Here is a 14,417-nt window from a genome sequence, read left to right on the forward strand (position 1 = left end):
CCCCGGGTAACGACATAGACGCGTAGCCCGGGGCCTCTTTAGCCTTATCTTTAGCTACGCATCACGCGCTGCCCGACGACATCCAGCGTCAGCGTTTCACCATCATGAAAGCGGGTTAGCACCTCACGTTGCTGGCACAGGAAGGCGATGCCGGCCTGGCGGGCGATAATCGCCCCGTGGGCGAGGTCGCTGCCTTCCTGCAGACAGATGCCTTTTACCTGCCGGGGATCCAGCTGCACGACTGTGGAAGGAAAGATATCGTCGGCGATGAGGATCGTCGGTCCTTGCAGGCGCGGCGGCTCCTCGTTGTGACCCGCGAGATGGCGCAGCGTACGCTGCAGCAGATCGTCGATATCGATATAGCGAGCCTGCAGATAGGCATCGTCCAGATCGCGGTATTGCTGGCTAAGATCAACCAGCACCTGATACCACGCCCAGGCCGCGCCGCAGCGCTCATTTCGCATGATCTCGCAGGCGGTATCGTATAAATCAGGATCGTCGAGCAGCGTATGGTGGCCGGAAAAGATCGCCGAGATATCAGCGGAATAACGATCTTCCGCCAGCGAAGTCAGCGCGGTGAGATCCGCCAGGGTCTGGTCGATCGCCTGTTTCAGGCGCTGCATCTCATCGGTAATATCTGCGCCGCTTTGCCGCTCCGGCCGGGTGTGAGGCCGTGGGTAGCGCATCGCGCTCCCCTGGACGCGGACGACAGCCGGCGCAGGGGCGGCTGGCGCAGCGTCCGGCTGCTCACCAAAGTTTTCTGCCGCCAGTGCCTGAAATGCCGCCAGCGCCGCCTCGGCGTCCGGCCCGCGGGCTAGCAGTCGCAAGGTATCGTTGCAACGAACCTGGAGCAGGGCAATCTGGTTGATGCTGTCCGGCGACACGCATTTACCGCCTTTCTCCAGCACCAGATCCGCCTGGAACCCGGCTAAGGCCGCCACCAGACGCGATGCCGGGCGAACGTGCAACCCGTTGTGATTTTTGATCACCACCGAGACGGACTGCCCGCTCAGATCATCAACATTGGGCGTTGCCTCAATGACCTCGTGTGCTGACGATGGTAATCCCAGCTGCACGCGCTTGGCTTCCAGGGCGTGCATGGCGTCGGCGATCACTTTATCGATATCCGATCCGGTGGCGGCGCTGACCGTGGCGGCCAGCGTGCCTTCGACCAGCGGGGCGGCGCACAGGCGGACCTTGGCCGCGATGGCCGGATCGAGGAGATCCAGCGCGGTCTCCGCGCTGAGCAGGGCGCTGCCGATATCCATCATTACCAGCACGTGGTCGGTATCGGCCACGGACTCGATCGCCTCCATCACCTTCAGCGGATCGGTGCCGATCGGGTTCTGCGGATCGTCAATCCCGGCGGCGATCGCCAGCTTGCAGCCATCGCCAATTAACATCTGCCGGGCCAGTTCCCCGACGCCTTCGCCCAGCCGGGCGCTATGAGAAACAATCACCAGGTTTACCATCGCCTTATCCTTACGCTTTGGCGGCTGCCGCCAGTTCCTGAATCATCAACATCACCGAAGTTGCCCCCGGATCCTGATGCCCGATGCTGCGCTCGCCGAGGTAGCTGGCGCGGCCTTTGCGGGCCTGCATAGTGATGGTGGAACGAACGGCTTCCTCCGCCTGCTGCGCCGCGACGTCCAGCGCCTGTTGCACCGACAGGTGCTGTTCGCCGGACTGGCGCAGCGACTCGACCACCGGCAGCCAGACATCGCACATGGTTTTATCGCCGGGCTCTGCCTTGCCACGATTGACCACGCCCTCGGCCCCTTCGCGCATCATCTGATACAGCTCATCGAGGGTCAGGCTCTGGTGAGCCTGAGTCACCTGGGCTGCGCGAATAAAGAAGGTGCCGAACAGCGGCCCGCTGGCGCCGCCGACGTTGGAGAGCAGCGTCATCCCGGTATTCTTGAGAATAAAACCGATGTCTTTATCGGCGATGGACGGTAGCTTCTCCACCACTTTGCTGAAGCCACGATGCATGTTCAGACCATGGTCGGCATCGCCAATCTCTTTATCGAGGCCGGTCAGGAAATCTTTCTCGCGGGTGAAGGTATCGCCGCAGCGATAGAGCCAGTTAACGATTTGCGTTCTGTTCAGTGACATGTCGTGCTCCTTAGTGGCCCCAGTTCAGCGCAGGGGTGTGAACGGGGGCGTCCCATAACGTCAGCGTGGCGTCATCGACTTTCAGCAGCGTGATGGAAAAGCCCACCATATCCAGCGACGTGCAGTAGCTGCCGACGAGGCTGCGGGCGATCGTGATGCCGTGCTCCTCGCAGCGCATTGCCAGGCGGTTGAATACGCCATACAGCTCCGATAGCGGGGTCGCGCCGAGGTTGTTGACCAGGGCGATGACGCGGTCGCCTTTCTGCAACGCCTGTTTGCTTTGCTGCACGTCCTGCCAGCTGCCTTTCAGGTGATCCCACTGGCGCAGGGTACGGCTGTAGGTCCCGTTTTCCAGCAGGGTGTCGAACATCTCATCCACGGTGCGATCGAGAGAGCTAAAGGCGCGACGGTCGATGCCCGGTTCGCCATGAATACCGACGCCGAACTCCATCTCATTATCCTGTAGCTCAAACGACGGCTGTCCGGCGGCCGGCACGGTGCAGGCGCCCAGCGCAATGCCGATGGAGTGGCCGTGGTTGTTGAGACGGCGGCCCAGTTCAGCGCAGGCTTCCAGCGAATCACCGCGTTCGGCGGCGGCACCCACCAGCTTCTCTATCAGCACGGTGTTGGCGACGCCACGGCGTCCGGCGGTGTAGAGGCTGTCTTTGACCGCCACGTCGTCATCGATCACCACGGTGGTGACCTTGACGCCGCTTTCATGCAGCAGCTCGGTGGCGGTTTCGAAATTGAGGATATCCCCGGTGTAGTTTTTGATGATCAGCAGTACGCCTTCACCGCCGTCGATATTCATGGCGCACTCGAACATTTTGTCCGGCGTCGGCGAGGTGAAAATCTCGCCCGGACAGGCTCCGGAGAGCATCCCTTTGCCGATATAGCCGCAGTGCATCGGCTCGTGTCCGCTTCCGCCGCCGGAGAGCAGCGCGACTTTTCCGGCCACCGGCGCATCGGCGCGGGTGACGTAGACCGGGTCCTGATGCAGCGTTAATTCAGGGTGGGCCTTCGCGAGGCCTTGTAATTGTTCACTCAGGACATCTTCGACACGGTTAATCAGTTTTTTCATTATTCATGCTCCGTCGACGTGATGCGATGCGGCCTCTCTGCGCACGGAGGCGGTCATCGTGTAGGGGTATCGCCTGGCGGGAACAACAACCGGCGATGTGATGATTCTGGCTGAGTTAACGGAAAAAAAAATGCCGCGAAAACGGGTTTCATTACGGAACATGATTATTAATTTTCGTTCCGTAATGGAACGTTTTTGCTAGGGAAATGCGAAAAATGCGAGTCAGGGCGGTTTTTTCGCCTCGCGCACCACGGTGGTGGATGGCGGTCGGGACGACTTTTTCGGCGTTTTTTTGCCGGGAGAGGGGAACGTCACCCGCCGCTGGTCCCTGGTTTTGTGGCGTTTGGTGACTGAAGGGGCCGATCGGGATCGCAATCCCGGTGTTTCTTCGCCAGTCATGTTCCAATATGAAACATTAAAAATCGATCGTCGTTTCAGATCAGAACAAAATCGGCAAAAATTTTTTTGTTCGCCGCTCGCCCTACAGTGTTTGCATCGCTCCGGTCATGCTCCCGTTCCCGCCTTTTACCGAAAGCTGAACGGGATGACGCCAGGGCACATCATGTAAAACATGCACTTATTTGAGGGTGAAAGGAATGCTAAACGTTATTCAATCTCCGGCCAAATATCTTCAGGGACCTGATGCATCCACGCTGTTTGGCCAGTATGCCAAAAATCTGGCGGACAGTTTTTTCGTGATTGCCGATGACTTCGTCATGAAGCTGGCGGGGGAGAAGGTGCTCAATGGCCTGCATAACCACGGACTCAGCTGCCATGCCACACGCTTTAACGGCGAATGCAGCCATGCGGAAATCAACCGCCTGATCGCCATTCTGCAGCAGCACGGCTGCCGCGGCGTGGTGGGGATTGGCGGCGGCAAGACGCTCGATACCGCCAAAGCCATCGGCTTCTACCAGAAGCTGCCGGTGGTGGTGATCCCGACCATCGCCTCGACCGATGCGCCAACCAGCGCGCTGTCGGTGATTTACACCGAAGCCGGTGAATTTGAAGAGTATCTGATCTACCCGAAAAACCCGGATATTGTGGTGATGGATACGGCGATTATCGCCAAAGCGCCGGTGCGTCTGCTGGTGGCGGGGATGGGCGATGCGCTTTCCACCTGGTTTGAAGCGAAGGCCTGTTTTGATGCCAGGGCTACCAGCATGGCCGGCGGCCAGTCCACGGCGGCGGCCTTGAGCCTGGCCCGCCTGTGCTATGATACGCTGCTGGCGGAAGGCGAAAAAGCGCGTCTGGCGGCCCAGGCCGGCGTCGTGACCGATGCGCTGGAGCGTATTGTCGAAGCCAACACCTACCTCAGCGGCATTGGCTTCGAAAGCAGCGGCCTTGCGGCGGCGCACGCTATTCACAACGGCTTCACCATTCTGGAAGAGTGCCACCATCTGTACCACGGCGAGAAAGTAGCCTTTGGTACTCTGGCTCAACTGGTGCTGCAAAACAGCCCGATGGAAGAGATTGAGACGGTGCTGGGCTTCTGCCAGAAAGTGGGGCTGCCGGTGACGCTGGCGCAGATGGGCGTGAAAGAGGGCATTGAAGGGAAAATTCAGGCGGTGGCGAAAGCGACCTGTGCGGAAGGTGAAACCATCCATAACATGCCTTTTGCCGTGGCGCCTGATAACGTCTATGCCGCGATTATGACGGCCGACCTGCTCGGTCAGCAGTGGCTGGCGCGTTAAGGTTACGCGAACGCGTAGTCTGAACGTGAAGGACGTTTCTCCCCTCCGACAGTCTCTGCCGGAGGGGTTGTCTATTGGTCAACAGTGGAAAGGGACATGGCGGCGCAGACTCAGGATTCTTCACAGACAGCATCTTCCGTAATCGGCCAGTCATGGCATCGTTGCAGCCGGTTTATGCAGCGGGACACCTGGCAGGCGCCGCATCAGGCGCAGGGGCTGACGTTTGAGTCGATCTGTCGGCGTAAAACCGCGCTGCTGACCATCGGCCAGGCCGCGCTGGAAGATGCCTGGGAATTCATGGACGGCCGCCCCTGCGCGCTGTTCATTCTGGATGAGTCCGCCTGTATTCTCAGCCGCTGCGGTGAAGCGCAGACGCTGGCGCAGCTGAAAACGCTAGGGTTCCTCGACGGCAGCTATTGCGCCGAAAGCATTATCGGCAGCTGCGCGCTGTCGCTGGCCTCGATGCTGGGGCAGCCGGTGAGAACCTCCGGCGATCAACATTTTAAACAGGCGCTGCACGGCTGGTCATTTAGCTCGACGCCGGTGTTTGATAACCACGGACGCCTGTTTGGTTCCATTTCGCTGTGCTGCCTGATCGAACAGCAGGCGGCTTCTGATTTGTCCCTGACCCTCGCGATTGCCCGGGAGGTGGGGAATTCACTGCTCACCGACAGCCTGCTCGCCGAATCCAATCGCCACCTCAATCAGATGTACGGTCTGCTGGAAAGCATGGACGACGGGGTAATGGCGTGGAATGAGCAAGGGGTGCTGCAGTTTATTAACGTCCAGGCCGCGAGGCTCCTGCATCTGGATGCGCAGGCCAGCCAGGGGAAAAATATTCACGACCTGGTGATGCTGCCGGCGCTGCTGCGTCGGGCCATTAAGCACGCGCGGGCGCTGAACCATGCGGAAGTGACATTTGAGAGTCAGCATCAGTTTATCGACGCCGTGATTACCCTCAAGCCGATTGTCGAAGCGCAGGGCAACAGCTTTATTCTGCTGCTGCATCCGGTGGAGCAGCTGCGTCAGCTGATGACCAGCCAGTTGGGCAAAGTGAGTCATACGTTTGAGCAGATGTCTGCGGACGATCCGCAAACGCGGCGGCTGATACATTTTGGCCGGCAGGCCGCACGCGGCGCTTTCCCGGTTCTGCTGTGCGGCGAAGAGGGCGTCGGGAAAGAGCTGATCGCCCAGGCTATTCATAATGAAAGTGAACGGGCGGGCGGCCCGTATATTGCGGTTAACTGCCAGCTGTATGCTGACAACGTGCTGGGGCAGGATTTTATGGGCAGCGCGCCGACTGATGATCAAAACGGCCGTTTGAGCCGCCTGGAGCTGGCCAGCGGCGGGACCTTATTCCTGGAAAAAATCGAGTACCTGGCGCCGGAACTGCAGTCCGTGCTGTTGCAGGTGATTAAGCAGGGGGTGTTAACCCGGCTCGATGCCCGCCGGCTGATCCCGGTGGATGTGAAAGTGATCGCCACCACCACCGTCGATCTCGCCAACCTGGTGGAGCAGAACCGCTTTAGCCGCCAGCTCTACTATGCGTTGCACTCGTTTGAGATTGTCATTCCGCCGCTGAGGTCGCGGCGCAGCAGTATTTCCGCGTTGGTGCATAACCGTCTGCGCAGCCTCGAACGGCGTTTTTCATCGCGGCTGAAAGTGGACGACGACGCCCTGGCTCAGCTGGTGAACTACTCCTGGCCGGGCAATGATTTTGAGCTCAACAGCATTATCGAAAATATCGCCATCAGCAGCGATAACGGCCATATTCGCTTGAGCAACCTGCCGGAATATCTTTTCTCCGAGCGCCTGGGCAGCAGCGACAGCGCGTCGCCGCTCTTACCCGCCAGCCTGACCTTCAGCGCCATCGAAAAAGAGGCAATTATTCATGCCGCCCGCGTCACCAGTGGCCGGGTGCAGGAGATGTCCAGCCTGCTCAATATCGGGCGCACGACGTTGTGGCGCAAGATGAAGCAGTACGATATCGACGCCAGCCAGTTTAAGCGTAAAAACCAGGACTCATCGTTGACCTGATGCCCGCGCGGCGCGCCAGCTAGTGCGGAAACGAGCGTCTTAAGTGCGCAGAAAACCGCCATGCAAACGTTTGAATGAGGGCTGAATCAAATAAAGGCAACGTTCTCTTTGATATCCCGGCGAACTTGGGTCCATAGTATAAACATGTTCATCACATGGTTAATTTTAAGGATAAGAGCATGCCAACAGCGATAGATAAAGCATTAGATTTTATTGGTGGTATGAACACATCAGAACCGGCTCCGCCTTCAATGGATGAAAGCACCGCTAAAGGCATTTTAAAGTATTTGAATGAGTTAGGTGTTCCGGCAAGTGCCGATGACGTGATGGCGCGAGGTCAGCAGGAGGGATGGAACGCCGGGTTCACGGAAAAAGTGGCCGGATGGGCAGATAAGATCGCATCTGGTGACCGTCTCATTATTAAAAACCCTGAGTTCTTCTCTTCCTACATGCGGGAGCAGCTGCGGGAACTGGTGTGAGTTGAGCGTTTCAACCGCCCATTCATAATCGTGCTGTTCAGCGTATAAGGTATAAAAAAGGAGCGAACCGTTATTAACGGCGCTCCTTTTATTTTCACCTGTCTGCGGATGGCTTCAGCGGCGATGGCGGCGGATTCTAACCGCAAACGTAGGTCGTGTTGTGTTCTATCAGCACCGGCTTAAAACCTGCTTTCACCGCCAGCATGGCGTTATCAGGACCGCCCGCTTGCTTGTAGATGCCGACTTTAAAACCGTCATTGGCATCCGTCGATGACTGCAGCTCCAGAAATGTACCGTTTACCCGCAGTGTTTTCGGGAACAGCGTCACATCCACCTGATAATGCTGGCCCCCGTCGGTGCCACACGCCAGCACCGGACCACTTGAAGCGGGAAACACGCTTGCGCTAGCCGAAACCGAAAACCATCCCGCAACCAAAGCCAAAATAATGATCTTCCTGAAATCCATCGTATTGCCTTCAAAATGAAAGGGGCGAAATGTAATGGTGTTCCGTGGGCAGCAACAGTCCTTTAATGGCCTGTTGGCGGGCGTTAACTGGTGTGGTGTGAGTGCGAAACGCTAAAAAGCGCAAGGGCCGGCGATTTCTCGCCAGCCCTTGCGGTGTCTGGTGGCCCCTGCTGGACTTGAACCAGCGACCAGGCGATTATGATTCATAAAATTGGCATGTTTTTAATTGTTCGCCATTGTCTCTGTTTGTATTTTTAATTGTTTATAATCAATTAGTTGTTAGGTTATTTTTGTTTCTGATTGGTTCTCTCATTTCCCCATTGCACTATCTTTACCTGACCCGTTACCTGATCCGATGAATACCAGCGTGGGTATTACGTTCGATCTTGAAGTAAATCCGGTATCGGCCATACCGAAACAGTCTTCGGCGGAGAAAGTGGGTGAGGCGGGGATCAGCAAAGAGATCCGCGATCGTATTCAGAACCATGCTTTGAATGATGTCAGCTCCAAACACTACGGCCGTTATGATTACCTGACTGAAAAGCGCAGAGCGCTTGAGATCTGGGAAGATCGGGTCAACAACTATCAGCGGCAGCAGGAAATGGAGGCGCTGGAGTCTGGCTTGCTGCTGATGCTGTATGAGCAGCTATTTATTGAGGGGCAGACACCTGATGTGCTGGCTTTTGAGCACCTCAGCAGATGGCATCGCCAGTGGCTGGGGAATGTGTACGACTGGGCAGGGAGGCTGCGTAATGCCAACTTAACTAAGGACGGCTTTCAGTTTGCCGCTGCCGACAGGATTCCGCTTCTTCTTGATGGTTTCGAGAAGCAGTTTCTCGCTCGGTCTGGTGAACTGAAATCCCTGGCTCGTCTGGAGCTGGTAAGTTATCTGGCTAAATGCCATGTGGAGTTTATTTTGATCCACCCATTCAGAGAAGGTAACGGGCGTTTGTCGAGATTGCTTTGCGATGTGCTGTCGGTTCTGGCAGAGAAGGGCTTACTTGATTACAGCCTGTGGGATGAGCACAAGGCGTTTTACTTCAAGGCAATACAGGCAGGTGTATCAGGGAACTACAGCCCTATGATGCAACTGGTGAGCGACATCTTGCCAGATTAACGGGCGAGGCCAACGGCTTTCGCCTGTGCCTGATTTTGTTTCAGTTGCTGCTCAATTTTTTGCACAGAAACACCGGTTTCTATCGCGGTTGAGCTGGCAACGGAACGGTAGATTTGAGTTTTAGTGATCTGGCTGTGTACTGTTTTTTTTGTCATCGTTAAAGCCTCGTTTTGCTGCCATGATTCTAGTTCGGATGGGAACTGCCTGCAAGGCTGCTCTCAATAGGGGGGACAACGGTGAATACCTGTATCGTCCATAACCGAAGTTGTCGAATGGGCCAGGACAGGTCGGGGCGGTAAAGTCTATGACCTGGTTAAGGCAAGCCTCAATACTGCCACTTGCTCATCACGATATCCAAACCGTTGAGTCGAAGCGAAAGGCGGAAGCTAACGACCCGACTTAGGGATAACAAACGGGTCACTAGCCGGGAATTTGTCCACGGAACGGATAAACAAAGCTCGGCAATTGACAGAACAATAGGCGAGATTCAGCTCACGACCGGCGAAACCATCAGCCGAGGTGAGGCCTTGCACCTGATGACCGGTGGAAAAAGCTGTATAAACGGCAAATGGTGCCGTGGTTCCGCAACCGGTGAAATTTTTCCGGCAGCCCCCTCACATCGGGCGAAGGCCAGACAAATCCTAAATCGAGTCGCGGGGTTAGCGTCAATTACTAAGTTGAGACTGTAATTAATTTATGTCCATATCATGTACATACGTCATTTTTTGGTGATGTTTTTCTTTCATTTTTTTATCGATACGTGATGCTGTGTATTTATACAGTTATCCGTATTGGAGGTTGTGTGGATAGAGAGTTAAGCGAGCAAGTCATGATTGCGCGTCTGACGACAGAGAGTGTTTGTCAGGACAGGGAACGTGAAATTGCTTTAAATTTAATCGCGGAAATAGCGAGAGGCAACCTAATGAAAAATAATGATTTTTCTGTTTTTTTTTTCCGCTCCGCTTGTTGATGAAATCTTTGCAAGGGAGGGCAAAGTGAAAGTTAACATCACGTTAGATAAAGACCAAAAAATAGGCCAGCCAATAATTGATGCTTTTCAATGCGAATTGACCAGGCGAATACAGTCTGTTTTTCCATCTACGTGCGTTACTGTCAAAAAGGGCTCAATGACAGGTGTCGAGTTGATGGGATTCAACAAGGATTCAGAGCGTGAGGCGTTGGAAAGCATTCTTCAGGAAGTTTGGGAAGATGAAAGTTGGCGGTAGCACCTGAAAAAAGTGCTGAACATAACCCCACGGCTAGTTGCGTGGGGATTGGAAAATGTAGTTCGTATTTTCTATCTCTCTCAAAGACTGTAAGTTGAAAAGTGTTCTTTTGGATGTGTTAACCTCATAACAGTTCCAACTTTAGAACTTGTAAAATAAGACGCTACGTTTATGATTGATAAAAACTAAAAGAGCATAAAGAGGCAAGAAAGGAGTTTTATCTATGCCTGTATTTCAAAATGAGCAGCAAAATCAATTTGATGAGCACGCTCCAGCAATAAATGTAGATTTAATCGAACATTTTGCTGAACAGCCTATAGCCCTTGTCTATCAATATAGTCAGCAAATTAGCGATCTTGCACCTCAATGTCCGCCGGCCGCCGCGACTGAATGTGATAAGGAATGTTGGCGCTTCACTCTCAATCCGATAACAGAAAGTTGCTTTTGGCCTCCCAAAAGAAGGGTTCCAGAGAGAGTTGCGTCGGACAGTGAGCAGGAGTGCTCTATGTGGGCGTTGTCTATGTATGAATCAGAACGACAAGCTGTTGTTGCTTATGCTGGGCTTTCTAAATCTATAAAAAATATTAAGAAGGCAATTGGAGATCATCTTGCAATAGGTGCAGTGACTTGCCGTGATGGCAAATGCATGCCTCCAAATAGAAAAGGCCATTTCGACTTTCATCCATATTTAGATGCTGAGTTTTCTAATGGCTTTCAGGTAATAAGAGCATTGCCATGATAAGATTAGATGCTAAAAGAATTAATGCACCTGCAGTCGGGGATTACTCGTGGTATTCAGATTTGGTATATTTTGATGGGCCATTAATTTGCTTATTTCGAGGGAGTGGTTATAAGGATGCGCTGTATGTTTGGCTTGATAATTCGGCTCGAACTAACCGTTGGTGTTTAATCCCTGTTTCTAGATCGACATTAGACTCATATCTTAATCAAAGGATGAGTTTAAGAGAGATTATACAATCAAATGAGTGTGTGTATATCTGCAATCATTACGCAGAAACAGGGCGTAAAAATTACAGTCTTCTGAGTGTGGAAAATTTCCCTGAAGAGTATATGCCTGATGAAGACTCATATTTATATGAGGAGATATGTACCGATGATGCGCTATTGTTAAAACAAGAACGTACTTCTAGTTACATGCTTGGTTTGGATAATCAATTGTTTATAAACGATTTATCTGTTATTCCAAAGGTTTTTGAACAGTTGTACTCTTTTCACTATGGGCTTGCTCATTTGGGGCGAGTTTCGATTAGAAACACGATGCTGCGATTAATGGGTAACTGGACTGGGGGTATCTCAGCAGTAAATATATTTACTGGGTTAAAGAATATTATCCCTGTTTTGCATCGCCCGGAGGTTAGTTCACTACAATACAACTCGCCTGGGCATATTGAATTGAACCTACTTCCTGATTTGGCTCAGAGTGTTCAAGATGTATCTGCTCGCGTCGAAAGTGAATTTATTTATGATCGTCTAGAAAAAATTTATAAGAATACTTACGCATATTTTAGAGATAAAGGATTGTCTGGGTTTGACGAGGATGGAGGGATTGAGATTAGGAACATCGATCTTGAAACTACCGAAAATCTTCGTAAGCGCGTTAGGATTTTTTTTAGATGTTTGGGATGGCAAACTTACCAAGCTCAATTTGATATGATTGGCGCCCACCCTTTGCAACAGTTACGCGCAGTTATGGCGTACTACAGGCGCCTGAAAATACTAAGAGAATATATCGTGTCAGAGAAATTATTCGTTGGTCAGTCGCGAGTGCAGGTAGCGCAAATTGTTGCACAACCTGAAGGTTAGCTTCTCGCATGTGAATGCGTGAATTTGCATTAGCTATTGATTCATCCCGCAGATACTCTAGGGCTCATCCGCGCTGACCTTTGGACTACTATGCAATTACATTAAAACTACCCATGAAGCGGGCAGGCGAGGCGGGGAAAGCACTGCGCGCCAGCGTACTTTTGCGCATTTATTTTCGCAAGCCTGAGCGCGTCGCTGCGCCGCGCGGATTCGCGAGTGTGTCGGTGGGCGATGCGGAGGCGTTCGAGGGTATGGCGGGCTTTTGAGGCGGTCAGGCGTGGGGGTAAGAAAAAGCCGCCCGGAGGCGGCGGAAATCAGTTACATTTGGTGCCGCCGAGCGAGCCGACGTTTTCCGGCTTGCCACCCATCAACTGGAACGGGATGCGGTGTGCGTCGAGCAGGTCGGCAGCGCTGACTTTTTTGATATTGAAGAAATCGTCTTTCGTTGCCACCTCACTGAGCGGCACAATTTTTATGCCGTCCGGTTTTCCGTGCGGTGCGTAGAAAAACAGATTTTTGAAGTTGTCGAGCCCCTTCGAGCTGCGCATCGCATTGCGCAGCGCCTCAACATCGGTACCGCTTTGCGCGGCGTCCGTCACATACATGATGTAACCCGTATGCGCTCCGTTCTGGTAATACTTGCGACGGAACAGCATCGCCGCTTCACTCAGCCTGACGGAGTTTAGCGCGCTGAGATATTCCGGCATGCCGTACAGCTCCTGATTGATGCCAGGCTCCAGCAGGTGGAATACGGATCCGGTGCGGCTGGTCGAATGACGGCACCCACCAGTAGACATCATCCTCAATACCACGCCGCGTGTATTTCGCCGGTGACGCTTCCAGCTTCAGTGGGCGAGCAGTGACACTCTTTCGGAGCTCTAAAAACGCGTTGCCAAACACCAGAAAATCAAGCGCGAAGCGGCTGAAGTCCTGTTGTGACAGTAGCGGGTGCGGAATAAACGTTGAGGCCAGAATGTTGCGCTTAACGTAAATCGGCGAGCTGTGATGAACGGCGGCGCGCAGGCTTTTCGCCAGCCCGTAAAAGCTGACTGGCGGTTCGAACCAGCGGCCGTTATTGACGCATTCCACGTAATCCAGAATGTCGCGTCGATCGAGCACCGCGCTCGGCTCGCCAAAGGTATCACCGGCAACATCAGTAATCGGTTGATGAGCCTGACCATGACAGACAATCGCGGATTCGAAGCCGACCAACTCGACATCGAGCTTGATGATGCTGACGGGCTGGTCGAGCTGCCGTTACGCGGTGCCGTACTGGCGCTTTACCTCGGGTGGAAAGGCTTTGCGTTGATTAGTAAGGGAAGTTTTACCGTCGATGAGGTTGAACATCATGGCGCGCCGGACACGGCGACAATCGGTGGAACGTTTTATTGTTACACCAGGTACGATAGTACCGGCCCCACCTCACCCGACTGTCGGTGGTCAGCGGCCATTGTGGCTCTGATAAATTTCCGCTAAATGCCCGCCGCGTGCGGGTTTTTTATGCCCTCTGTAGAATGGCGGTAAAAATCCACCGCCATTCTATCGCCACTCGAAAACGAGGTAACAAAAAGGCCACTCGCGAGAGTGGCCTAAGTGCATGTATCTACTTATAAAATTTGGTGGCCCCTGCTGGACTTGAACCAGCGACCAAGCGATTATGAGTCGCCTGCTCTAACCACTGAGCTAAGGGGCCGTGGCGAGGGATTATAAAGTAACTGGCAAGCGCAATCCAGCGTAAAACGCACGGCTGCTGATTTTATAAACAACGCATTTTCAATCCTTTATAATCACCTTTTCGATATTGAGTGGGTGAAAAGATGATCAACGATATTCTGGCTCCGGACCTGCGGGTGGTCTTCTGCGGCATCAACCCCGGGAAGTCCTCCGCGCATACCGGTTTTCATTTCGCTCATCCGGGAAATCGTTTCTGGAAGGTGATTCACCAGGCCGGGTTTACCGAGCGCCAACTGGCACCGGAAGAGGAGCAGCATCTGCTCGATACCGGCTGCGGTATCACGATGCTGGTGGAACGCCCGACGGTGCAGGCCAGCGAAGTGGCATTGCAGGAGTTTCGTAGCGGCGGGCGGGAGCTGATCCTGAAAATGGAACAGTATCAACCGCGAGCGCTGGCGATCCTCGGCAAACAGGCTTTTGAGAAAGCCTTCCAGGTGCGCGGCGCGCGCTGGGGCAAGCAACAGGTGACTATCGGCGTGACAGAGGTGTGGGTGCTGCCTAATCCCAGTGGATTGAACCGGGCGACGCTGGAGGCGCTGGTGGCGGCCTATCGCGAGCTGGAGGAGGCGCTGACCGCGCGAGGTCGATAATCCGCACGCTGCGGACGTGAACAGCTGCGGCCCTCCCGGTAAATTGAGGGCAAA

Annotated in this window: 12 protein-coding genes, 1 tRNA gene and 5 pseudogenes; 11 read left to right on the forward strand and 7 right to left on the reverse strand. The window is 53.9% G+C overall.

Features of this window, described 5'->3' with window-relative positions:
- Positions 1–50: 50 nt before the first annotated feature.
- From dhaM to dhaK, 3 genes are read right to left on the reverse strand one after another with little or no spacing between them, the layout of a single operon-like run.
- Positions 51–1,472 carry a PTS-dependent dihydroxyacetone kinase phosphotransferase subunit DhaM gene (gene dhaM / locus ACMYSN_RS18235; protein ID WP_462495703.1) on the reverse strand — a complete coding sequence of 474 codons (1,422 nt, stop codon included), beginning with the start codon at positions 1,470–1,472 and terminating at the stop codon, positions 51–53.
- Between the two features lie 10 nt (positions 1,473–1,482).
- A complete protein-coding gene (gene dhaL / locus ACMYSN_RS18240; RefSeq protein WP_123756401.1) occupies positions 1,483–2,115 on the reverse strand; it encodes a dihydroxyacetone kinase subunit DhaL in 633 nt (210 codons plus the stop codon).
- Positions 2,116–2,125: 10 nt separating this feature from the next.
- Entirely contained in the window at positions 2,126–3,196 is a 1,071-nt protein-coding gene (gene dhaK, locus ACMYSN_RS18245; RefSeq protein ID WP_462495704.1) for a dihydroxyacetone kinase subunit DhaK, read from the reverse strand.
- Between the two features lie 596 nt (positions 3,197–3,792).
- Here dhaK and ACMYSN_RS18250 point away from each other — a divergent pair.
- The 3 genes from ACMYSN_RS18250 to ACMYSN_RS18260 all read left to right on the forward strand — a co-directional run bounded on the left by ACMYSN_RS18250 (position 3,793) and on the right by ACMYSN_RS18260 (position 7,406).
- Positions 3,793–4,890: a glycerol dehydrogenase gene (locus ACMYSN_RS18250; RefSeq protein WP_462495705.1), complete on the forward strand. Its 1,098-nt coding sequence runs from the start codon at positions 3,793–3,795 to the stop codon at positions 4,888–4,890.
- 96 nt (positions 4,891–4,986) lie between these two features.
- Positions 4,987–6,927, forward strand: coding sequence for a PTS-dependent dihydroxyacetone kinase operon transcriptional regulator DhaR (dhaR, locus tag ACMYSN_RS18255; protein WP_462495706.1), 1,941 nt, complete (start codon positions 4,987–4,989; stop codon positions 6,925–6,927).
- Between the two features lie 179 nt (positions 6,928–7,106).
- Complete coding sequence (locus ACMYSN_RS18260) at positions 7,107–7,406, forward strand: DUF1889 family protein (RefSeq protein ID WP_217426887.1); 300 nt, start codon at positions 7,107–7,109, stop codon at positions 7,404–7,406.
- A gap of 136 nt (positions 7,407–7,542) precedes the next feature.
- Here the strand turns inward: ACMYSN_RS18260 and ACMYSN_RS18265 are convergent, their stop codons facing one another.
- Positions 7,543–7,872 (reverse strand): hypothetical protein, encoded by a 330-nt coding sequence (locus tag ACMYSN_RS18265; RefSeq protein WP_462495707.1) that lies wholly within the window; start codon positions 7,870–7,872, stop codon positions 7,543–7,545.
- Positions 7,873–8,308: 436 nt separating this feature from the next.
- Between ACMYSN_RS18265 and ACMYSN_RS18270 the strand changes: the two are divergent.
- A pseudogene (locus tag ACMYSN_RS18270) lies at positions 8,309–8,467 on the forward strand (tyrosine-type recombinase/integrase); the annotation flags it as partial.
- Positions 8,468–8,473: 6 nt separating this feature from the next.
- Entirely contained in the window at positions 8,474–8,989 is a 516-nt protein-coding gene (locus tag ACMYSN_RS18275; RefSeq protein ID WP_462498284.1) for a Fic/DOC family protein, read from the forward strand.
- Here the strand turns inward: ACMYSN_RS18275 and ACMYSN_RS18280 are convergent.
- Positions 8,986–9,144, reverse strand: coding sequence for a hypothetical protein (locus tag ACMYSN_RS18280; RefSeq protein WP_102016203.1), 159 nt, complete (start codon positions 9,142–9,144; stop codon positions 8,986–8,988). The two genes, ACMYSN_RS18275 and ACMYSN_RS18280, sit on opposite strands and share 4 nt — an antisense overlap.
- Positions 9,145–9,333: 189 nt before the next feature.
- Here ACMYSN_RS18280 and ACMYSN_RS18285 point away from each other — a divergent pair.
- The 4 genes and pseudogenes from ACMYSN_RS18285 to ACMYSN_RS18300 all read left to right on the forward strand — a co-directional run.
- Positions 9,334–9,678, forward strand: a pseudogene (locus ACMYSN_RS18285) (replication endonuclease); the annotation flags it as partial.
- Between the two features lie 113 nt (positions 9,679–9,791).
- A pseudogene (locus tag ACMYSN_RS18290) lies at positions 9,792–10,215 on the forward strand (DinI-like family protein).
- Between the two features lie 223 nt (positions 10,216–10,438).
- Entirely contained in the window at positions 10,439–10,954 is a 516-nt protein-coding gene (locus ACMYSN_RS18295) for a hypothetical protein (protein WP_462495708.1), read from the forward strand.
- Positions 10,951–12,039 (forward strand): hypothetical protein, encoded by a 1,089-nt coding sequence (locus ACMYSN_RS18300; protein ID WP_462495709.1) that lies wholly within the window; start codon positions 10,951–10,953, stop codon positions 12,037–12,039. The genes ACMYSN_RS18295 and ACMYSN_RS18300 overlap by 4 nt, the downstream gene beginning before the upstream one ends.
- 332 nt (positions 12,040–12,371) lie before the next feature.
- On the opposite strand, the pseudogene ACMYSN_RS18305 reads toward ACMYSN_RS18300, so the two are convergent.
- Positions 12,372–13,230: pseudogene (locus tag ACMYSN_RS18305) on the reverse strand (phage portal protein); the annotation flags it as partial.
- Here ACMYSN_RS18305 and ACMYSN_RS18310 point away from each other — a divergent pair.
- Positions 13,171–13,413: pseudogene (locus ACMYSN_RS18310) on the forward strand (phage late control D family protein); the annotation flags it as partial. The pseudogenes ACMYSN_RS18305 and ACMYSN_RS18310 overlap by 60 nt on opposite strands.
- Before the next feature lie 243 nt (positions 13,414–13,656).
- Here ACMYSN_RS18310 and ACMYSN_RS18315 read toward each other — a convergent pair.
- Positions 13,657–13,732 (reverse strand) — tRNA-Ile (locus ACMYSN_RS18315).
- A 124-nt stretch (positions 13,733–13,856) separates the two neighbouring features.
- Here ACMYSN_RS18315 and mug point away from each other — a divergent pair.
- Positions 13,857–14,363, forward strand: a complete 507-nt coding sequence (gene mug, locus ACMYSN_RS18320; RefSeq protein WP_462495710.1) for a mismatch-specific DNA-glycosylase — start codon at positions 13,857–13,859, stop codon at positions 14,361–14,363.
- Positions 14,364–14,417: the final 54 nt, after the last annotated feature.

Source organism: Klebsiella sp. R445, assembly GCF_051131755.1.
GTDB classification, from domain to species: domain Bacteria; phylum Pseudomonadota; class Gammaproteobacteria; order Enterobacterales; family Enterobacteriaceae; genus Klebsiella; species Klebsiella lignicola.